General features: G+C 71.9%; 28 protein-coding genes. 13 read left to right on the top strand and 15 right to left on the bottom strand.

Annotation, left to right across the window (positions count from 1 at the left end):
* The first annotated feature begins 80 nt into the window (after nt 1–80).
* The 6 genes from G5B46_RS07395 (at nt 81) to G5B46_RS07420 (ending at nt 2,883) form a co-directional block, all read left to right on the top strand.
* The gene (locus G5B46_RS07395; protein WP_165257338.1) at nt 81–596 is read left to right on the top strand and encodes a hypothetical protein; all 516 of its coding nucleotides are present in this window, start codon (nt 81–83) and stop codon (nt 594–596) included.
* 79 nt (nt 597–675) lie between these two features.
* Nucleotides 676–1,134, top strand: a complete 459-nt coding sequence (locus G5B46_RS07400; protein WP_165257340.1) for a DUF805 domain-containing protein — start codon at nt 676–678, stop codon at nt 1,132–1,134.
* A 90-nt stretch (nt 1,135–1,224) separates the two neighbouring features.
* On the top strand, nt 1,225–1,632 hold the full coding sequence (locus tag G5B46_RS07405) for a DUF805 domain-containing protein (protein WP_165257342.1): 408 nt from the start codon (nt 1,225–1,227) through the stop codon (nt 1,630–1,632).
* A complete protein-coding gene (locus G5B46_RS07410) occupies nt 1,629–2,033 on the top strand; it encodes a hypothetical protein (protein ID WP_165257344.1) in 405 nt (134 codons plus the stop codon). The genes G5B46_RS07405 and G5B46_RS07410 overlap by 4 nt, the downstream gene beginning before the upstream one ends.
* Nucleotides 2,030–2,455, top strand: a complete 426-nt coding sequence (locus G5B46_RS07415) for a hypothetical protein (protein WP_165257346.1) — start codon at nt 2,030–2,032, stop codon at nt 2,453–2,455. Before G5B46_RS07410 ends, G5B46_RS07415 begins: the two co-directional genes overlap by 4 nt.
* Complete coding sequence (locus G5B46_RS07420; protein ID WP_165257348.1) at nt 2,452–2,883, top strand: DUF805 domain-containing protein; 432 nt, start codon at nt 2,452–2,454, stop codon at nt 2,881–2,883. The genes G5B46_RS07415 and G5B46_RS07420 overlap by 4 nt, the downstream gene beginning before the upstream one ends.
* Here G5B46_RS07420 and G5B46_RS07425 read toward each other — a convergent pair.
* The 10 genes from G5B46_RS07425 to G5B46_RS07465 form a co-directional block, all read right to left on the bottom strand.
* Nucleotides 2,880–3,410 carry a phage tail tape measure protein gene (locus G5B46_RS07425; protein WP_165257350.1) on the bottom strand — a complete coding sequence of 177 codons (531 nt, stop codon included), beginning with the start codon at nt 3,408–3,410 and terminating at the stop codon, nt 2,880–2,882. The genes G5B46_RS07420 and G5B46_RS07425 overlap by 4 nt on opposite strands.
* The gene (locus G5B46_RS07430; RefSeq protein WP_346764885.1) at nt 3,407–3,595 is read right to left on the bottom strand and encodes a phage tail assembly chaperone; all 189 of its coding nucleotides are present in this window, start codon (nt 3,593–3,595) and stop codon (nt 3,407–3,409) included. The genes G5B46_RS07425 and G5B46_RS07430 overlap by 4 nt, the downstream gene beginning before the upstream one ends.
* On the bottom strand, nt 3,592–3,879 hold the full coding sequence (locus tag G5B46_RS07435; RefSeq protein WP_165257352.1) for a GTA-gp10 family protein: 288 nt from the start codon (nt 3,877–3,879) through the stop codon (nt 3,592–3,594). The genes G5B46_RS07430 and G5B46_RS07435 overlap by 4 nt, the downstream gene beginning before the upstream one ends.
* Nucleotides 3,880–3,893: 14 nt before the next feature.
* Nucleotides 3,894–4,310: a phage major tail protein, TP901-1 family gene (locus G5B46_RS07440; RefSeq protein WP_165257354.1), complete on the bottom strand. Its 417-nt coding sequence runs from the start codon at nt 4,308–4,310 to the stop codon at nt 3,894–3,896.
* Between the two features lie 25 nt (nt 4,311–4,335).
* Complete coding sequence (locus G5B46_RS24165; protein WP_346764886.1) at nt 4,336–4,731, bottom strand: DUF3168 domain-containing protein; 396 nt, start codon at nt 4,729–4,731, stop codon at nt 4,336–4,338.
* A complete protein-coding gene (locus G5B46_RS24170; protein ID WP_205691519.1) occupies nt 4,728–4,994 on the bottom strand; it encodes a head-tail connector protein in 267 nt (88 codons plus the stop codon). The genes G5B46_RS24165 and G5B46_RS24170 overlap by 4 nt, the downstream gene beginning before the upstream one ends.
* A gap of 207 nt (nt 4,995–5,201) precedes the next feature.
* Nucleotides 5,202–6,425: a phage major capsid protein gene (locus G5B46_RS07450; RefSeq protein WP_165257356.1), complete on the bottom strand. Its 1,224-nt coding sequence runs from the start codon at nt 6,423–6,425 to the stop codon at nt 5,202–5,204.
* Nucleotides 6,426–6,586: 161 nt separating this feature from the next.
* Nucleotides 6,587–6,988 (bottom strand): HK97 family phage prohead protease, encoded by a 402-nt coding sequence (locus G5B46_RS07455; protein WP_165257358.1) that lies wholly within the window; start codon nt 6,986–6,988, stop codon nt 6,587–6,589.
* On the bottom strand, nt 6,985–7,236 hold the full coding sequence (locus G5B46_RS07460) for a hypothetical protein (RefSeq protein ID WP_165257360.1): 252 nt from the start codon (nt 7,234–7,236) through the stop codon (nt 6,985–6,987). The genes G5B46_RS07455 and G5B46_RS07460 overlap by 4 nt, the downstream gene beginning before the upstream one ends.
* Nucleotides 7,237–7,388: 152 nt before the next feature.
* A complete protein-coding gene (locus G5B46_RS07465) occupies nt 7,389–8,525 on the bottom strand; it encodes a phage portal protein (RefSeq protein WP_165257362.1) in 1,137 nt (378 codons plus the stop codon).
* Nucleotides 8,526–8,644: 119 nt separating this feature from the next.
* On the opposite strand from G5B46_RS07465, the gene G5B46_RS07470 reads away from it, so the two are divergent.
* Nucleotides 8,645–9,037 (top strand): DUF559 domain-containing protein, encoded by a 393-nt coding sequence (locus G5B46_RS07470; RefSeq protein WP_165257364.1) that lies wholly within the window; start codon nt 8,645–8,647, stop codon nt 9,035–9,037.
* A 65-nt stretch (nt 9,038–9,102) separates the two neighbouring features.
* Here the strand turns inward: G5B46_RS07470 and G5B46_RS07475 are convergent, their stop codons facing one another.
* Nucleotides 9,103–10,305, bottom strand: coding sequence for a terminase family protein (locus tag G5B46_RS07475; protein WP_165257366.1), 1,203 nt, complete (start codon nt 10,303–10,305; stop codon nt 9,103–9,105).
* On the bottom strand, nt 10,241–10,729 hold the full coding sequence (locus G5B46_RS07480) for a hypothetical protein (RefSeq protein ID WP_165257368.1): 489 nt from the start codon (nt 10,727–10,729) through the stop codon (nt 10,241–10,243). Before G5B46_RS07480 ends, G5B46_RS07475 begins: the two co-directional genes overlap by 65 nt.
* Before the next feature lie 103 nt (nt 10,730–10,832).
* Between G5B46_RS07480 and G5B46_RS07485 the strand changes: the two genes are divergently transcribed.
* Both G5B46_RS07485 and G5B46_RS07490 read left to right on the top strand, forming a co-directional pair.
* On the top strand, nt 10,833–11,264 hold the full coding sequence (locus G5B46_RS07485; protein WP_165257370.1) for a hypothetical protein: 432 nt from the start codon (nt 10,833–10,835) through the stop codon (nt 11,262–11,264).
* Between the two features lie 9 nt (nt 11,265–11,273).
* Complete coding sequence (locus G5B46_RS07490; RefSeq protein ID WP_165257372.1) at nt 11,274–12,029, top strand: hypothetical protein; 756 nt, start codon at nt 11,274–11,276, stop codon at nt 12,027–12,029.
* Here G5B46_RS07490 and G5B46_RS07495 read toward each other — a convergent pair.
* Both G5B46_RS07495 and G5B46_RS07500 read right to left on the bottom strand, forming a co-directional pair.
* On the bottom strand, nt 12,026–12,685 hold the full coding sequence (locus G5B46_RS07495) for a hypothetical protein (protein WP_165257374.1): 660 nt from the start codon (nt 12,683–12,685) through the stop codon (nt 12,026–12,028). The genes G5B46_RS07490 and G5B46_RS07495 overlap by 4 nt on opposite strands.
* Nucleotides 12,682–14,835, bottom strand: a complete 2,154-nt coding sequence (locus tag G5B46_RS07500; protein ID WP_346764887.1) for a PBP1A family penicillin-binding protein — start codon at nt 14,833–14,835, stop codon at nt 12,682–12,684. The genes G5B46_RS07495 and G5B46_RS07500 overlap by 4 nt, the downstream gene beginning before the upstream one ends.
* A 53-nt stretch (nt 14,836–14,888) precedes the next feature.
* Here G5B46_RS07500 and G5B46_RS07505 point away from each other — a divergent pair, with 53 nt between their 5' ends.
* The 4 genes from G5B46_RS07505 (at nt 14,889) to G5B46_RS07520 (ending at nt 18,365) form a co-directional block, all read left to right on the top strand.
* A complete protein-coding gene (locus G5B46_RS07505; RefSeq protein WP_165257376.1) occupies nt 14,889–15,377 on the top strand; it encodes a YcgN family cysteine cluster protein in 489 nt (162 codons plus the stop codon).
* Between the two features lie 208 nt (nt 15,378–15,585).
* Nucleotides 15,586–15,987: a hypothetical protein gene (locus tag G5B46_RS07510; protein ID WP_165257378.1), complete on the top strand. Its 402-nt coding sequence runs from the start codon at nt 15,586–15,588 to the stop codon at nt 15,985–15,987.
* Between the two features lie 210 nt (nt 15,988–16,197).
* On the top strand, nt 16,198–16,914 hold the full coding sequence (locus G5B46_RS07515; RefSeq protein WP_165257380.1) for a DUF6250 domain-containing protein: 717 nt from the start codon (nt 16,198–16,200) through the stop codon (nt 16,912–16,914).
* 266 nt (nt 16,915–17,180) lie between these two features.
* The gene (locus G5B46_RS07520; protein ID WP_165257382.1) at nt 17,181–18,365 is read left to right on the top strand and encodes an acyltransferase; all 1,185 of its coding nucleotides are present in this window, start codon (nt 17,181–17,183) and stop codon (nt 18,363–18,365) included.
* A gap of 31 nt (nt 18,366–18,396) precedes the next feature.
* On the opposite strand, the gene G5B46_RS07525 is transcribed toward G5B46_RS07520, so the two are convergent.
* Entirely contained in the window at nt 18,397–18,801 is a 405-nt protein-coding gene (locus G5B46_RS07525) for a hypothetical protein (RefSeq protein WP_165257383.1), read from the bottom strand.
* Between the last annotated feature and the right edge of the window lie 233 nt (nt 18,802–19,034).

Genomic DNA, 19,034 nt, shown 5'->3' on the forward strand with positions numbered 1-19,034 from the left:
ATGAAGAGCCCTCCTTGACAGTCGCACAATGTGAGTGATTATTTACTTACATTCCATCCAGACCCGCCGGAGATCCCGCCGTGCCCTTCTTCGCCCTGCTCTTCTCGCCGCGCGGCGCCATCGGTCGCGGACCGTTCTGGCTGGGCCTGTTCCTGCTGCTGGGGCTCGAGATCGGCGGCTACCTGGCCTTCGCCCGCCATGGCGCCGCGCCGATGGCCGCCGTGCCGCTGATCGGCCCGTGGCTGGTCGACGTCAGCGGGCCGGCTCTGGGCTTCGACGGCTGGGTCCCGGGTCTGCTGATCCTGGCCCTGCAGGGCTGGATCAGCGGCGTCCTGTGCCTGAAACGCCTGCGCGACATGGGCCACGGTCCCTGGCCGCTGGTCGGGGTCTGGGGCGTCGACCTGATCCTCACCGGCGCGCTGATGGCCTGGATGGGCCACCTGCAGGGCATGGCCGTCATCGTGCCGATCTTCACCGGCGCGGGGGCCTGCGGGATCCTGTGGCTGGCCCTGCTGGGCTGGCTGGGGGTCGAGCCCGGTCCCCGCCGCGCCGGCGAGGCGACGCCCTCGGCCCCGCTTCCCGCGGCGGCGGGTTAAACCCTTGTCATGACACCCATTTCACTTCATGCGCGCAGGGGTCGGCCCTAGTCTCTCCTCAAGGTTGGGAGACAAAGACATGGACTGGAAAACCCTGATGTTCTCCGCCGACGGCCGTATCGGCCGTCAGGCGTTCTGGATCGCCTGGCTCATGCTGCTGGGCGTCAACGTGGTGGCCGGCTGGGTTCCGGTCATCGGCAATCTCGTGGCGCTGGCCACGCTCTACTGCTTCGTCTGCATCTACACCAAGCGCCTGCACGACATGGGCAAGAGCGGCTGGTGGCAGGCCCTGCCGATCGTGCTGGGCCCGCTGATGCTGATCGGCTCGGCCCTGTGGCTGGGCTTCGGCGCGGCGGCCATCGCCCTGAACGGCGGCGACCCCGAACTCTTCGCCCTGGCCGGCGCCGGCGGCGTGGTGATGTCGCTGCTGCTGGGCTTCCTGGTCAGCATCGGCTTCACGCTGTGGGTCGGCTGCAGCGAAGGCCAGACCGGCGACAACCGCTGGGGCGACCAGCCGCTGAACGCCGTGGCCGTCTGAGCCCCCTCGCGCCGTCCTGGCGCGAGAGCCCTTTCACCGACGCAACCCCGCCGCTACCCTGCGGCGGGGTTTTGTGTTTCGGGGGCGTGCGTGAACGTGATCAAGGGCTATCTGCTGGGCCGGTGCCGCCGGCCGGAATACTGGATCACGGTCGTCGTCCTGACCGGCCTCAACGTCGTGCAGAACCTGATCCCGTCCCACAACGCCCTCCTCTGGCTCCACGCCGTCGCCTGGTTCCTGCTCGCCTCGCGGCGGTGCCGCGACATCGGCTGGTCGCCCTGGCTGGGCCTGCTGCCGATCCCCGTCGGCATGGCCATCGTCATCGCGATGCTCGCGGCCGCCAGCCAGTTGGAGCGGGCGGCCGAGCTGATCATGTTCAATATCGCGCCTGTCCTCATCCTGGTCCTGTGGTGCGGCTTCTGGGTGGTGCTCGGGGTGTGGAAGTCCAAGCCCCTCGACGCCCCGGCGGCCCAGACCCAGGCCGAGGTGTTCGGGTGAGCCCGCTCAAGGCCCTCGCCGGCTACCTGACCGGACGCTGCGCCCGCGCCCAGTACTGGGGCGGCGTCGTCGCGCTGTTCGGGTGCAACCTCCTTCTGAAGCAGGCGCCGTTCCAGGACATCCTGGCCTTTGTGCTGCTCGCCGCCTGGCTCGTGCATGGCGTGCGCCGGCTGCGCGACATCGGCTGGTCGCCCTGGCTGTGCCTGGCGCCGGCGGCCGGATCCTTGGCGATGTTCGCCGCGGCCTTCACGGTCGACCCGAACGCCAGCGTGCCGGACTGGGCGCTCTACGTCACCGGCGCCGTCCTGGTCGGCTGGCTCGGCTTCTGGGTGACGATCGGCGTCCCCCGGTCCAAGCCGGTCGAAACCTCGCCCGACCGTCAGGCAGAGGTGTTCGGATGAGCCACGCGGTCGTGGCCTGGCTGCGCGGGCGCGGCAAGCGGCGCGAATACTGGATCGCGTCCATCGCCGTCCCCGTCGCCGCCATGGTCTTCAAGGGCGTCGCGCAGAGCGATCTGGCCAGCGACGGTCTGGATTGGGCGAGCGTGGCCGTCTGGTGCGTCTTCGCCGCCCGACGCCTGCGCGACGCCGGCCTGCCGGCCTGGCTGGCGCCCTTCCCGGTGGCCATCTACCTGGCCTGGCAGGGCCTGAACCTGCTGATCATCCGCTCCGCCGGCAACGTGATGGATCTCGTCGGAACGCTGACCACGCTCAGCATATTCAGCGTCAGCCTGATCATCGTGCTCGCCGTGGCTCTCGGCGTGTGGAAACCCAGGCCCGCCTCCGCCCCCAGCCCCGACCAGCAGGCCGAGGTGTTCGGGTGAACCGCGCGGTCATGGCCTATCTGCGCGGCCGCAGCCGGCGGCTGGCGTTCTGGCTCTGGAGCCTGGGCGTCCTGGGCGCCAACCTCGCCGCCACGGCGATCATCTTCGCCTTCGCGCCCGGCCATCTGTCGTCGGATCCGCCGCTGCGGGTGATGCTGTGGCTGGTCTGGGCGTTGGCCGCCGTGCGCCGCCTGCGCGACGCCGGCTGGCCGACCTGGCTGGCCGCGCTGCCGCCGGTGGCCAGCACCCTCGCCACGACCCTGTACCTGCAGTCGGACGGGCGGCACGACGTCGCCCTGCTCCTGCTGAGCACCCAGGCCCAGACGGCCTCCGGCCTGTTCGTGGCCGCCGCGGTCGCGCTGCTCGGATGCCTGCCCTCGCGCCCACGCGAAGTCGCGCCGCGGGACCGGGCCGACGTCTTCGGCTAGAGCCGGCGGGCCCCAAGGCTGACGGCCCGCGCCAGGGCCTGGGCCAGCTGGGCGTCCGACCGCGCCAGGCCCGCCGCCTCGCCGGCGGCCACCTGCACGGTCACGTTGATCCCGCCGCCGCCGAGAGGCTCGATCGCCCCCGCCCCGGCCGGGCGGAACACCTCCGGCCCGCGCTCGCCGACCAGATAGGCGCCGCCGCCGGTCACCGGGCCGCCCTCGGCCCGCGCCCCGGAAAAGGCCGACGACAAAGCGCTGGCCAGCGCCTCGCCCAGACCGCCCGAGCCGCCCGAGCCGCCGCCTCCTCCGCCCGAGATCGCGCCCAGCACCGCCCGCGCCAGCTCGGCCAGCGACACCTCGCCGTCGGCCGCCGCCCGCGCCAACGACCGGGCCAGGCCCGCGCCCGCCGTGGCGAAGGCGTCCTCGATCGACCGCGCCGCCGCCCGCGCCGGAGCCTCCAGCGCGGCCAGGGCCTCGGCCGCCTCGGCCGTGCGCAGCGGCAGGCCCTCCACCTCGTCGAAACCGCTCATCCGTCCTCGTCCTCCTTGTCGGGAAACCGCGCCATCAGTGCGGCGAGATCCGGCCGCGCCAGCACTGGCGAGGCCGGCGTTCCCGCCAGCGCCCGCCACTCCTTCAGCGACAGCCGCCAGAACGCGGCCGGCGGGATCGCGAACGCGGTCGCCGCCTGCCGCAGCCTCTCGTCCCAGACGCTCACGCGGCGGCCGCCAGCGCCCGGGCCACCGCCGCCACCGCCACCGCCTCGCGCGGGTCCAGCCGGCCGGTGTCCAGCGGCCCCAGGTCGTCGTCGACCAGCGCCGCCAGCACCGCCATCAGCTCGCTCGCCGAAGGCCGCGCCAGCCGCGCCGGCAGCTGGCTCCAGTCGGACAGGCCCAGCGCGCCCTCGATCCTGGCCAGGCCGCCCAGCGTCAGGCACAGCCGCCGCTCGCGCCCGCCCAGCATCGCCGTCACCTCGCCCCTGGCCGGATTGGGAAGCGTCATGTCGCCGTCCTCGCCTAGATCGCCGTCACGGCGACCGCCCCGGCCGAGGCCAGGGTCAGGGCGAAGGCCGCCTCGCCGTCGTGCTGGCCGGCATATTCCAGCGCCGAGACCAGGAACGGCCCCTCCAGCTGGGCGAAGTCGGGGATGACCAGGCGCCAGGTCCTGGCGCTCTGCGAAAAGAAGCTGTCGCGCACCATCGCGTCCGAGGCCGCGTCGCGGAACACGCCCGCCCCCGACACCGAGGCCGAGCGCACGCCCGCCCCGGCCAGCAGTTCGCGCCAGCGGCCGGCGCTGTCGCCGTCGGTGGCGTCAATGGTCCTGGCGTTCAGGCTGATGGTCCGGGCGCGCAGGCCCGCCACCGTCGTGAAAGCCTGCGGCGAGCCCCCGTCGCCGATCTTCAGCAGCATGTCCTTGCCGGCTTGCGCGGCCATGGTCGGTCTCCTCGATGATTGGAATTCAGGCCGGCTCGCTGACGGCGCGCACGCGCAGCACGCCCAGGGTCAGCTCGTCGTCGGCCGCGGCGAACACGTCGCAGAAGCGCACCTTCAGCGAGGCCAGCACGCGGCCCTCCACGGGCGGCCGGGCGTCGTGCAGGGCCAGCCGCGCGGCGGCGACCATGGCCCTGGCTTCCTCCGGCCCGCCGAAGCGCGAGGCGCAGGTGATCGTCACCACGTGCTCGAGCAGGTCGTTGTCGCCGGCGGGCCGGCTCTCGATCCGGCCGATGCTGGCGCAGGGATAGGTCAGCATCCGGGGCGGGGCGGCGTGCACCCGCGTCCCCACGATCGCCGACACCGCCGGCGCGCTCGCCAGCAGGTCGGCCAGGGCCCGGGCCAGGGCGGCCTCGGCGCTCACAGCCGGGCCTGCCGATAGGGCGCGATCCACGGCTCGACCAGCGACAGCGGCGGCGGCTTGCCGTCGTGGCGATGCTCATAGGCGTGGCAGGCCAGGGCCAGCACGGCCAGGCGCAGCGGCGCGGGACTGGCCGCGCTCAGCACGACGCCCGCCGCCTGCCCGACCCGCGCCTCGGCGGCGTCGACCAGCAGCGCCACCAGCTCGTCCTCGCCGCTCGCGCGCAGGAACGCCTTGGCCTGCGCCAAGGTCACCGAATTGGGCATGGGGATGTTTCCGATGTTGGGGGAGGCGCCCGGTGGGGCGGCCTTCAGGAACCTCCCCCCGTGGGGGAGGCGATCGCGCAGCGATCGGTGGGGGGAGACCTTGCGAAACCGGCTCGCCCCACGACAGCTGAAAACGTCCCCCCTCCGGCCCTCCGGGCCGCCTCCCCCACGGGGGGAGGTTCCCAAGGGGCCGGAGGAGAGTTCACATCAGCTCGCCGCGAACTTCAGCAGCTTCACCGCGTCGAAGTTCTGCACGCCGCCGCCCACCCGCTTGGTGGTGTAGAACAGCACGTGCGGCTTGGCCGAATAGGGGTCGCGCAGCACCCGCACCCCGGCGCGGTCGACGATCAGGTAGCCCTTCTCGAAGTCGCCGAAGGCCACCGCCAGCGCATTGGCCCCGACATCGGGCATGGCCTCGATCTCGGTCACCGGAAAGCCCAGCAAGGAAGCCGACTGCCCGGGCTGCAGGGCCGCGTTCCAGATGTAGTTGCCCTGCGCGTCCTTGAACTTGCGCACCGCGCTGACCGTGCGGCGGTTCAGCACGAAGCGGCCGTTCTGGCGGTACTGGGCCTTGGCCGAGTAGATCAGGTCGATCAGCTTGTCGGTCGGGTTGCTGGCCGGCCAGTTCCCGGCCACGCCGGTGGCCACGTAGCCCAGCTGGCCCCACGTGTACGACGCGTCCGGCGCGGCGGTGTAGGCCAAGAGGCCCTTGGGCTTGTTGACCCCGTCGCCGGCCACGAAGGCGGCCGTCTCCTGGGCGGCGAAGGCGTCCTGCACCTCCTCGGCCAGCCACTCGTCGATGCTGACATAGGCGTCGTCCAGCAGCGCCTGGGTGGCGGCCGGGCTGGCGTAGAGCTCGCCGGCCGGGAAGTCGATGACGTCCAGCGTGGGCGCCGTGGTCTCCGGACGCGCGGCGGTCTCGGCCACCCAGGCCGCCGCCAGGCCCGTCGGCGACACCGGCTTGCGGAACGTGCCCGCGCCGATCGTGCGCACCTGGCAGATCTCGCGCATCGGGCTGGTGGCGGCCAGGCGGCGCAGGATCTGCCGCTCCAGCTCCGGCGGCGCCACATAGCCGCCGGCCGTGGCCACGCCCTCCGACAGGCCCTTGGCCTCCAGCAGGCCGGCCGTCTCGCCGGTCTTCACATAGCGCTCGAAGGCGGCCTTGCGCTCGTCCACCCGCGCGGCCGGCGCCTCGCCGGAGAGCGCCGGACGGCGGCTGTCGGCCAGCACGCGGTCCAGCCGGTCCTGGGCGGCGTTCAGCGCCGCGTCAATGCGCGAGACCTTCTCCTCCAGCAGCACGTCAGCGCTCTTGCCCTCGATCGCCGCCAGCCGCTGGTCGTTGGCGGCCTTGAAGCCCTCGAACGCCGCCAGCACCTGCGCCAGCGCCGAGCGGGCCTCCGGCGAGGCCGGGACCTGTTTGGTTTCCTTCATGGAGTTCTCCGTCACGGATTACCTTCTCCCCTTGCGGGAGAAGGAGGGGCCCGCCGGCCGCAGGCCGGTGGGAGGATGAGGGGTTGCGCGGTATCTCCGGCGAGACCCCTCATCCGGCCGCTTTCGCGGCCACCTTCTCCCGCAAGGGGAGAAGGGAAACTTCAGTCGACCATCGCCAGCCGGGCCTGCGGCAGCATCGGGAAGGTCACGATCGACACCTCCCAGAGGTCGACGCGGGTCAGCACCCGCAAGGCCCCGTCGCGTCGCGCCTTGACCTGCCGGAAGCCGATCGACAGCCCGTCCAGCGCGCCCGCCTCGACCAGCGCCGCCACCAGCCGTCCGCGCGGCGTCGCGGTGATGATCCGTCCACGGACGAACAGGCCGCGTGCGTCCTCGAACGCCTCGTCCCAGACGCCCACGGGCTCGGCCTCGTCGTGCTGATGCAGCATGCGGATCGGCCCGGCCTCCAGGCTTTGCCTGAAGGCCCCGGCGGCGGTGACGTCGTCGTTGAGGTCGCGGGTCCAGAACAGCGAGGCGTAGCCCTCGATGCGCAGATCGCTCATCGGCCGGCCCCCTCCAGCTTGGCCTCGATCCGCACCAGGGCCGCGCGCGTCGCCTCGGCCTGGGTCTCCAGCCTGGCCAGCCGCTCGGCCACCGGGGCCTGGGCGTCGAGGCGTCTCGTGAGATCGTCGATCCGCGCACTGGCCCGCCCGGCCCACATCAGCGCCGCAGCCGCCTGCAGCGTCACCGCCACCAGCACGGCCGCCGAGATCTGGCGGTCCAGCCGCCAGCGGTTGGGAGATGAAGTCATCAGCCTCTCCAAGTTCCAGGAACCTCCCCCCGTGGGGGAGGCGGCCGAAGGCCGGTGGGGGGAAGTTTTCAGCTTTCGAGGCATTGGCAGGCCCTCAGCCACGCCCCCCCTCCGATCGCTGCGCGATCGCCTCCCCCACGGGGGGAGGTTCTCTAGAGCTCCAGCCCCGCCAGCCGCCTGCGCTCCTCGTCGGTCAGGAAGCTCGCCGCCTCCAGCCGCGCCCACAGCGCGTCGCGCTCGGCGCTCAGCGCCGGCACGGCGTCGAGGTCGCAGGCGACCCGCGCGCCGGGGAACTTCGGTTCCAGCCAGGCGGTGATCGCCCGCGCCGCCCGCTCGGCCAGGGGCGCGACGGTGTGGCGCCAGAACGCCCCGTTGGCCTCGCGGTAGTTGGCGTAGGTGTTGTCGCCGGGGATCCCCAGCAGCTGCGGCGGAACCCCGAAGGCCAGGGCGATCTCGCGCGCCGCCGCATGCTTGCCCTCGACGAAATCGAGGTCGGCCGGGGTCAGCGACATCGGCTTCCACTCCAGCCCGCCCTCCAGCAGCAGCGGCCGGCCGGCGTTGTCGGCCCCGGCGTGAGCGCCTGCGAGCTCGGCCTTCAGCCGCTCGAACTGCTCCTCGCTGAGCCGGTCTCCGTCGCGCCCGCCGTAGACCAGCGCCCCCGACGGCCGCGCGGCGTTGTCGAGCAGGCCCTTGTTCCACGCCCCCGAGGCGTTGTGCACGTCGATGGCGAAGGCCGCCGCCTCCAGCGGCGAGGCCCCGTAGTGGTCGCTGGTCGGGTTGAACAGCTTGATGTGCAGCACCGGCAGCCAGCCGTCGGCGTCGCGCCCGATCCGCGCCGTGCGCCCGCCGGCCTGGTAGTCGTAGGCCGCCGGCCAGCCGCGCGGCCCGGGCACCACCGCCATCCGGTCGGGCCGCAGGGCGTAGAGCTCGGAAGGCCCCTCGCCGGCCGCCTCCAGGTAGCCGTTGCCCGCCACCTGCAGGTGCCCGAAGAACGCCTCCATCAGGTCGGGCCCGCCCTGCTCGGGATTGGGCCGGGCCAGCAGCCGCGCCAGCGGATGCGCGTCGCTGCGCCTGCCGTCATGAAACACCGCCAGCGGCACGGCCGCCGCGGCCTCGGCGATCATCCGCACGCAGCGATAGGCCACCGGGTTCTTGGCGAACCCCTCGCTGGCCAGGGCGCCATAGTCCCTCGGCGTCCACTGCGGCCGCCCGCCGCTGGTCAGCGCCACCAGCCTGGCGGCCCGCGAATCCTTGATTTCCGGCGCACGCCGGCGCGCGAAGAGAGGCATGCCCGCTCCCGTGAAGATTGAGAACAAATGAAGAACGATGTAGGGTGAAGGGAACCATGAGGAACCTCCCCCTGTGGGGGAGGCGATCGCGAAGCGATCGGTGGGGGGAGCAACAGCCGATGCCCGACGAAAACCCGCTCGTCAGGCGCGCCCGCGCCCTGCGCAAGGACATGTCCCTGCCGGAGATGATGCTCTGGAAAGCTCTGCGCGGCAGTCAACTGGACGGCCTGCGCTTTCGCCGCCAGCACCCGTTCGGGCGCTACGTGCTCGACTTCTATTGCCCGGCCTTCAAGCTCGCGGTCGAGGTCGACAGCTACGCCCACGAAACCGAGGACCGCCCACGGCGCGACGCGATCCGCGACGACTACATGGCCGGTTTCGGCATCCGCACCTTGAGAATACCCGCCGCCGAAGTGCTCAAGTCAGTCGACGACGTGGTGGCGACAATCCGCGTGCACCTCCCCCCACCGACCGCTGCGCGGTCGCCTCCCCCACAGGGGGAGGTCCCTTGATCTATGAACCTCCCCCTGTGGGGGAGGCGGCCCAAAGGGCCGGTGGGGGAGTGAAACCACCCGCCTCACACCACCCTAAGCCGCGGCTCCCGTCCCCCGCCCAGCATCAACTCGCTCAGCGCCCAGACCAGCGCGTCGGCCCGGTCGGGACTGTGGCCCAGATCGCCATCGCCCAGGCCCATCAGCTCCTCCTCCAGCGCCGGGAAGGCGCCGCAGTGGACGATGCGGCCCTGCTCGTAGAGGGCGGCCACCGGCTCGGCCCGCGCCCGCTTGCCCACCGACGCCCGCACCAGCTTGATCGGGCATGGCGGGGCGGCCTGGGCCAGCACGCTGCGCACCATGTCGCCGCCCTGGTTGGCCTCGGCCACCAGCGCGTCGGCGTCGAAATCCACGGCCGCCGCGACGGCCAGGCTGGCCCAGCCGTTGGGCGACAGGCCCCGCGCCGTGCGGTCGGCCAGCACGTAGGCGCGGCCGTCGCGGCGTCCGGCCACCACCACCCCGCAGGCGTCGCCGCGCGCGGTGGCCGGCGGGTCGACCGCCACCACCACCCGGTCGAACCTGGCCGGCGGCGCGCCGCGACACCGCGCCAGGTCCTCGGCCCGAAAGAGGCCGCCCTCGGTCTCGACGACGATCCCCTCCAGTTCCTGCGCCGCCAGCCGCGTGCCGCCGTACAGCGCTTCCAGCGTCTCCAGGAACCGGGGCGCCAGGTTCCCGGCGTTGGCCGCCGTGCCCGCCCGCGTGGTCGCCACGCCCGGCTCGGCCATCAACACCTTCAGCGCCCGGGTCGGACGTGGCGTCGTCGTGACGACCAGCCTGGGATCCTCGCCCAGCCTCAGCCCGAACCGCAGCATGGCCAGGGTCTGCGCCGCCTTGGGCCAGGCGCAGAACTCGTCGGCCCAGGCGGCATGGAACTGCGGTCCGCGCAGGCTGTCGGGGTCTTCCGCCGAGAAGGCGTAGGCTTCCGCGCCCGTGTCCCAGACCAGCCGCCGGCGCGAGCCTTCCCAGCGCACGCGGTTGCCCGCCTGGGCCAGGGCGCGCAGCCCGGACGGCCCCTCGATCATCACCTCGCGCACGTCGTGGAAGGTCGGCCCGACCAGGGCCATCCGGCACGGCCGGGCGGCCTGATCGGTCACCCAGCCGGCGCCGGCGAAGGTCTTACCCGCACCCCGCCCGCCCAGCATCAGCCAGGTCGCCCAGGGGTCGTCAGGCGGCGTCTGATGAGCCGCCGGTTTCCACGAGCGGTGCGCCGCGAGCTCGACACTCCTCATCGAGACGCTCTCGCACCAGGCTCTTAAATTCGGCGCTTTGAGCAACCGCTCCCAGTCGGCGCTCGAGAGCGGCATGCAGCCGCTCGATCCGGTCTTCGGTCCAGGGTTCGTCGTCATTCATCGCCATCTCCTCGCCGACCGCCTTGGCGATCCGCGCTTGCTTGGCGGCCGAGATCTTCTGCGAACGCAGCCTGGCGGCGTGGAGCATCTCCACCGGCCGCCCGACCAGGGCCACCTGCTTGCTGGCGTCCAGCCGAACCTTCGGCGGCTCGTCCTTCACCTGGATGAGGAGTTCCTTGGCGGCGCCGTGATAGGTCTCCACGATCAGGTCGCGGATCTCGGTCAGCAGCGCGTCGATCTGTTCGCTTTTCTCGGCCATGACAGAAGTGTACGGCGCCAGCGAGCGCGTCTGATCCAGCCCCATGAGAAAGTTGCAAGCGACTGATATCGCGCGATGCTTTTCCACATTCGCCGGGGATGAACGCGGCTCTATCCCCGTCCGGGCCGTCGCCTGCTAGGCTCTGGCCATGAGCACCCTGGCCTATCTGCACCTGCCGCCCGGCGCGCCGCCGGCCACCCTGCCGGTCGCGGCCCCGTTCAAGGCGGTGCTGGTGCTGGAGACGCCTGCGGACCCGGTCTGGCGCGCACGGGTTTCAACCTGGCTGGTGGACAGCGGCTGCCTCTACGCCATGACCTGGGGCGCGGGTTGCGAGGCCTGGCACGACGCGATCGACGACGCCTTCATCGCCGCCCATCCGGCCGGCCTGCCGGACGACGACCAGCTGATCATGACCACCTGGCATGACGACGAGTCTCTCGACGAAGTCGCCGATTTCGCCGCCCACGCGGCCGTCCATCCCTCCGGCGACCTGGCCGACGCCTTGGTGCTCCACATCGCCGACAGGCCGCATGAAGCCGCCGTGCTGGCGACATTCCGCACACCCCGCCCGGCCTGCTAGACCTTGGCCATGAGCACCGATCCCGAACACCGGAACGCCGCCTGGACCGCCGCCCTCGCCGCCGTGGCCGCGGACGAGGGCCTGCCGCGCCTGGCGGAGATCGGTTGGCGGTTCCTGGGCGAGGCCGGCGAACGCGAGCAGGCGATGGCCGGGTTGCATGGCCGCTACGGCGCCGACCCGGTGCTGCCGATCTTCCAGCGCGACGGCGACCTCCTGGTGCTGCTGGCGCCCCGGCTCGGCTCGCCCGAAGCCCGCCCGGTGCTGGAAATCCACGCCTTCGCCACGCCGGAATGGACGCGGACCGGCGCCTGGCGCGATGTCGACCTCTGGATCCTTCACAGGCTGGAGATCGAGACGCCGCCGCCCCACGACCCCGTCGCCGACCTGGACGACCTGCTCGACCGGTTGGGCGGCTTCGACGACATCCCGATCGGCTACGCCTCCGCCGACGACATCATGGACTGGTCGGTCGACCTGCAGCTTTCGCCCGCCACGCTGCTCGACCGTCTCTTCGCCCGCATGGTCGAGGGCTTCCACCGGGGAACGCTCGACTACGACTACTGCGACGCCCTGGCCAACGCCCTGCACTTTCCGGTCCTCGACCTGGTCGGAATGGACAGCTTCGCCTGGAAGACCTTCTTGGCCTTCGACGACGGCGAATGGTCGCGTCCCGGCGACACCGAGGATCCCGTCGAGAAGTACACCCGCCCGGCGGTGGCGGCCCTGTTCGCCCAGCTCCAGGCGCGGAGCGCCGAAACCGCCTAGCGTCCCTCGGCCAGCGCCCGGCAGTTGGCGCCGTCGAGCGCCTCGCCCGCCACGGTCCGGCGCAGGCGGTCCATCGCCGCCTCGCCCACGGCCTGGGCCTTGGCCCGGCCGGGGCCTTCGAAGGCCAGGATCACCGGCGCGCGGCCCTTGGCGCGGACCGCCACCTCCAGGCGCCCGGCCTGGTCGATCGCATCCAGCACGCCGGTCGCGTCCATCCGGTAGACGCCATCGCTCTGCGGAAGCACGGGCAGGTTTTCCATGCCGCGCAAGGGCGGGGCCGCCGTCCACGTCACCGGCCCGCCGCCGACCAGCACGCCGTCGGCCAGCAGGTCGACGGTCCAGCCGCGCCGCGTCTCGCGGCTGAAAGCGACCATCCGCGCCTCGATCGCCCAGGCGCGGGGCGTTCCGTCAGGGGCGGTCGCCGTCGCCAGGTAGCGCACCCAGGGCGTGGCCGGCTCGCCGCGCGGCGCGGCCTCAGGCGGCGCGACGACGACCTCGACCTGCTCCAGCCGGCCGTCGGCCCAGGCGTGGGCATAGGCCTTCGCGTTCCAGCCCTCGACCGTCCAGTCGGCATAGCAGGCGCGCGGCTGCGGCTCGGCCATCGCCGTCCCGCCGCTGGCCAGAGCCAGAACCAGACCCGCCGCCCGCCCGATCAATACGGCAGCTCCTCCGGCGCCGGGACCGGCCCGCGGCCGTCGTCGACCGGCGCCTCGGGCGCGGCTTCGCTCTCCAGTTCCGAGGCCGTGCGGGCGAACTCCGAGGCCAGGGTCTCGTAGAAGCCGTTGCGCGGATCGGGCGAGGTGCGCGGGCCAGGGTCGGGCAGCAGCCACGGGAAGTCGCGGATCGCCAGGTTCTGATGGGCGGCCAGCATGTAGCGCCGCCAGATGCTGGCCGGCATGTCGCCGCCCACCACCTTGTTCATCGGCTTGTCGTTGTCGTTGCCCACCCACACGCCGGTGGCGAAGTCGGGGGTGAAGCCCACGAACCAGGCGTCGCGCCAGTTCTGGCTGGTGCCGGTCTTGCCCGCCGCCGGCCAGCCGAACGCCGCCCGCTTGGCGGTGCCCTGGTCGACCACCTTCTTCATCATCTTGACCATCATGCTGGCCTTGGCGATGTCGTAGACTTGGGCCGGGGCCATCGGCCCGCGAGCATAGATCGGCCGGCCGTCCTGGGCGGTGATGCTCTCGATGACATAAGGCTCCACCCGCTGGCCGCCCAGCTGGAAGACCTGGAAGCCCGAGGTCATCTGCAGCAGGTTCACCTCATAGGCCCCCAGCGCCACCGACAGGTCGGGCCGGTCGGGCAGGCTGGTGATCCCGAAGCGGCGGGCGAGGTTGCCCACCTGCGCGCCGCCGGCCTCCTGGGCCAGCTTGACGGCGATGGTGTTGGTCGAATTGACCAGGGCCTGCTCCACCGTCATCGGCCCGCGATAGTCGCCGCCGTAGTTCTCGGGCTTCCAGTCGCCGAACTGCACAGGCCCGTCGACGCGGACGTCGCTGGGCAGCACGCCCTTCTCCAGGGCCGCGGCATAGACAAACGGCTTGAAGGTCGAGCCCGGCTGGCGCCTGGCCTGCACCGCGCGGTTGAAGGGGCTGGCGATGTAGTCGGTGCCGCCCACCATCGCCCGGATCGCCCCGTCGGCCGACAGCGACAGCAGCGCAGCCTGGCTGGCGCCGGCGTGCTGGCCGCCCAGCGCGATGGCCTGGCGCACGATGTCGGCCCCGGCCTTCTGCAGGCGGGTGTCGATGGTCAGGCGCACGACGAGATCAGGCGCGTTCTGGCCGGCGATGCGGATGGCCTCGGTGGTGGCGTAGTCCAGCACCCAGCCGTAGTCGCCCTCGTTGTTGACGGCGTCGGGCGACAGCTTGGGGGTGTCGTCCAGGGCCGCGGCGTGCTCGGCCGCCGTGATCCAGCCTTCCTTCTCCATGTTGGCCAGGACCAGGCGCGAGCGGGCCAGCGCCCCCTCCATGTCGCGGGTCAAGGCCAGGCGCGAGGGCGCCTTGGGCAGCGAGGCCAGCAGGGCGGCTTCGGAAAGGGTCAGCTGGCTGGCGGGCTTGCCGAAATAGGTTCTCGCCGCGCCGTCGACGCCATAGGTGTTGGCCCCGAAGAACACGCGGTTCAGATAGAGCTCCAGCACCTCGTCCTTGGTCAGCACCTGTTCCAGGCGCCAGGCCATCAGCATTTCCTGCAGCTTGCGCTCGACCGTGCGGTCGGGCGTCAGGAACAGGCCCTTGGCCAGCTGCTGCGACAGGGTCGAGGCGCCCTGCACCGTGCGGCCGGCGCGCCAGTTCACGTAAGCCGCGCGCACGATGCCGTAGAGGTCGATCGGGCCGTGCTTGTAGAAGCGCTTGTCCTCGGCCGCCAGGAAGGCCAGCGGCACATAGCCGGGCACGGTCTTGACCGTCACCCGCTGACCGTAGCGCGGGCCGCGCGTGGCGATCACCTGGCCGCTGCGGTCCTCGAACCGCACGCCCGGCGCGCGGTTGACCGCGAACAGCGCCTCACGCGACGGCAGGTCGGGCGTGTCCTTCAGGTACTTGAACCAGACATAGGCCCCCGCCCCGCCCACGGCGAGGAAGCCGATCAGGGCGCTGACCAGCAGGGTGATCCACACCCAGCCCCAGCCGCCCTTCTTGCGCGGCGTCTTCAGGTCAGCGCGGAAAGGCTCTTCCGGCGGACGCTGCGGCGGGCCTTTCGGGGGCTCGGGAGGCGGCGGCGGAACGGGCGCGAAACCGCCGCCCGCCGGCGGCGTCGGGCGCGCGGGCGGGTCGTCGAATTTGTAGGGCGGCAGCGTCCAGTCGTTCACGTGCGGTGTTGCGTCCAGTTGGTCTTATGGGCGTTTGGGTTTAGGACGCCCCGATGATGGCGCGCAAACCTTTCTGGGAGACGAAATCCCTTCACCAGATGACCGTCCCCGAGTGGGAGAGTCTATGCGACGGCTGCGGCCTTTGCTGCCTGGTTCGCTTCGAAGACGAAGATACCGGCGAGGTGATCCCCACGCGGGTGCATTGCCAGCTGCTCGACGCCCATCTTTGCCGCTGCAGCGACTATCCCAATCGCCGCAAGACCGTGCCCGACTGCATCAAGCTGACGCCGCACAACATCGAGGACCTGGAGTGGATGCCCCCCTCCTGCGCCTATCGCCGCCTGCACGAGGGCAAGACCCTGCCCCAGTGGCACCCGCTGATCACCGGCGACCCCGAAAGCCCCCACAAGGCCGGCGTCTCGGTGCGCGACCAGACCATCAGCGAAAGCAGCCTGGACGATCCGGAAGACGCCATGGACTTCGTCGCCACCGACCTGATGGTCGACAAGGGCGACTGGCCCTACGAGCCGGACGAGGACTGAGGGCTTCGAAAGGGACCTCCCCCTCTGGGGGAGGCGGCCGAAGGCCGGTGGGGGGCCGTTTTCAGCTTCCCAGACGCCTGAAAGTCATCACCAAATCCCCCCACCGATCGCTGCGCGATCGCCTCCCCCACAGGGGGAGGTTCCTCATGGCTTGACCTTTCCGAGCGGACCACCACCTCAAGCTGCACCTTGAGGGGAACCATCGCGCATGCTCCTGACCGCCCTGCTGATCGGCCTGTTCGCCGCCGCCCGCCATGACGGCCCGGTCCGCCGCTGGCTGGTCGAGATCCCGGCCCAGCGCCTTTCGACGATGAAGACCCGCGACGTCCTGGCCCTGATGCTGCTGCTGGCCATCGCGCCCTTCGCCGGCCAGGCGATCCTGCCGGAAATGGCCTGGGTGCTGGCCCTCGACCTGGCCGCCTGGGTCGAGGTCGGACTGGCCGTCACGGTCGCGGCCCGGCTGGTCCCGGCCTGGAAAGGCCTGCGCGCCAGCGCCTCTCGCCTGGCCCGCGCCGCCTTCCGCCCCGCCGCCCGGGCCCGGCGCAGCCCCGCCGTCCGCCGCAAGCCGGCAAAGCCCCCCGAACCCGAAGACGGATGGGCGTTTGCTTGAGGAACCTTCTCCCCTTGCGGGAGAAGGTGGCGGCCGAAGGCCGACGGATGAGGGGTCTCTCAGACACCAGACGCCTCCGCCCGGCCCCGTCACCGCCCCGCAGCTTTACCGTCGGAGAGACCCCTCACCCGACCTCGCTCCGCGAGGCCACCCTCTCCCGCAGGGGGAGAGGGGCTTCGCGCCAGTCTCGAGCCCTGCTACCCCTGCCCCATGCTCACCCGCCGATCCCTCGCCCTGTCCGCCCTCGCCCTACCGCTGGCCTCCGCCGCCCGCGCGCAAGCTTCGGAGTCGTGGCGCAAGGCTGATCGTCTCTATACGGACGATTTCACCCAAGGCCTCGCCGACTGGACGATCGAGGCCGAGCAGCCGAGCAAGGTCACGGCCGCCAACGGCGTGCTGGAGCTGGACGCCCCGGCCGGGATCACCGCCTGGTTCAAGCCCCGGCTCGAAGGCCCGGTGCTGATCGAGTACCAGGCCCTGGCCGTCTACGAAGGCGGCCGCAACGACCGGATCAGCGACCTCAACGCCTTCTGGATGGCGACCGACGTCCGCAGCCCGGGCGACCTTTTCGCCAGCCCCCGCACCGGCGCCTTCGCCGGCTACGACCTCCTGAAGACCTACTATGTGGGCCAGGGCGGCAACTACAATTCCAGCACCCGCCTGCGCCGCTATGTCGGCCGCCCCGGCGACCGGCCGATGCTGCCCCAGCACGACCTCAAGGACGCCCGCGCCCTGCTGCAGCCCAACCGTTGGGTCCACGTCCAGCTCGTGGCCTACGGCGACCTGATCCAATACTGGGCCGACGGCCGCAAGCTGTTCGAGATGCGCGATCCCGACGCCTACACCGCCGGCTGGTTTGGCCTGCGCACCACCTGGAGCCGGCTGCGCTTCAAGGACTTTTCGGTGTGGAAGCTGGCGGCGGCGTAAGACCCTCACCGAGAGGAACCTCCCCCTCTGGGGGAGGCGGCCGAAGGCCGGTGGGGGGCCGTTTTCAGCTTCCCGAGCGCCGGCCGATCACCCGCCAACTCCCCCCTCCGATCGCTACGCGATCGCCTCCCCCACAGGGGGAGGTTCCTCAAGGCCGCCCGCCGAATTTCCAATAATTTCAACCCCCGCCCCGTGACGACTCAAGGTTGATCGGCCACCATCGGCCCCGGCCGCCGCCTCGCTTCCCGACGCCCTTCAGGACAACCATGACCGCCGTCTCCGGGGCCATCGCCGCCCTCTTCGGACCCTCGCGTCAGGCCCACGGCCGCGCCTACGGCCCCGACCTGCTGCGCGCCGCCGCCATCCTGCTGGTCATGGCTTGGCACATGCCCGGCCCCGCCCGGCCCGAGCCCCTGGCGAGCCTCCGGCCGTTCGGCTGGCTGGGGGTCGACATCTTCTTCGTGCTCAGCGGCTACCTGATCGGCGCCCAGCTCTTGAAGGGGATCGCCGCTGGCGACGGCGTCGACTTCAAGCGCTTCTGGGCCAGCCGCGCCTTTCGCATCCTGCCGGCCTTCCTGGTGGTGCTGGCGCTCTATTTCACCCTGCCCGGCTTCTCGGACGGCAAGGCCATCCAGCCCCTGTGGCGGTTCCTGACCTTCACGATGAACTTCGGCCTCGACTACCGGCTCACCGGGGCCTTCACCTCAGCCTGGTCGCTGTGCGTGGAGGAGCATTTCTACTGGCTGCTCCCCCCGCTGGTGCTCGTCCTGGCGCGGGCGCGCGGGGCCTGGCCCGCCCTGCTGCTCGGCGCGGCGGTGATCCTGGGCGGCATGGCCCTGCGCTGGGGGGTCTGGCACGGCCCCGCCGCCGACCCGGCCACGCGGCCGGCCGACTTCCTGCGGCTGGTCTACTACCCCACCTGGACGCGGCTGGACGGCCTGGCCATGGGCGTGCTGCTGGCCGCCGCGCGGGTCTTCCGCCCTGCCGCCGTCGCCCGTCTGGCCCCGCCCTGGCTGACCGGACCGCTGGGCCTTGCCGCCGCCGCCGCGACGGTCGTCCTGTGCCTTCGCCACGCCGACGGGGTGAGCCTGGACCTCTTCGGCGCGGTCGTCGTCTATCCGCTGGCCTGCCTGGCCGGCGCGCTGCTGCTGTGCGCCCTGCTCGACATCGAGCCGGCCCTACGGCGCCTGCCCCTGGCCCCGGCCGCCTTCGTCGCCACGCTGGCCTACAGCCTCTACCTCGTCCACAAGCCGGTGCAGCACATGCTGCGCGAGCGGCTGGGCGACGGGGTGCTGCACGGCTGGACCGGTCTTGGCCTCTATCTCGCCGCCGACTTCGCCGCCGCCCTGCTGCTGTGGTGGCTGGTCGAGCGCCCCTTCCTGCGCCTGCGCGAGCGGGTGCTGCGGCGGCCGGTCCCGGCGGTTGCAGAGGCGCTGAAGCGGGCGGCGTAAGCCGAAGATCCTCCCCCTGAAGGGGGAGGATCTATTGGCGCGGCGCCTTGCGCAGGTAGCCGAAGACCACGCCCCAGACGATCAGGATCGGGCCAAAGGCCAGACCCGCGCCGGTCAGCCACGCGCCGAAGGCTTCGGCCGACCACAGCGCCCAGGCCACGAAGGCCAGCCACACGCCAGAGAACACGGCCAGGTAGCCGTAGGCGGCGGCGCGGCCCTTGAGGCGCCCGATCAGCCCCAGCAGGACCATCACCAGCAGCCCCGCCAGGAACAGGCCCAGCAGGCCGCCCAGATAGCCCGCCTCCTCGCGGCCGCCGCTGGCCGCAAACCGCTGGATCCGGTCGCCGAGCGCCATCCACAGAAAGACCAGGCCCACGACGATTTCCACCGCGCCCAGCAGGCGCTTGCGCGGGGAGGGTTTGGTCGCTTCGCTCATGCGCGCCATGGTAGAGACTGCAAGCAACGGCGGCAATCGGGGCGAGCCCCCTCAGCCAAGGAACCTCCCCCTCTGGGGGAGGCGGCCGAAGGCCGGTGGGGGGCCGTTTTCAACTTCCCAGGCGCCTGAAGGTCATCACCGAATCCCCCCACCGATCGCTGCGCGATCGCCTCCCCCACGGGGGGAGGTTCCCCGCAAGCGCCCGCCCCACAAACTTTCCGCCTTCCCCCTCC

It is taken from the genome of Caulobacter sp. 602-2 (assembly GCF_011043625.1).
In the GTDB taxonomy this organism is placed as follows: Bacteria; Pseudomonadota; Alphaproteobacteria; order Caulobacterales; family Caulobacteraceae; genus Caulobacter.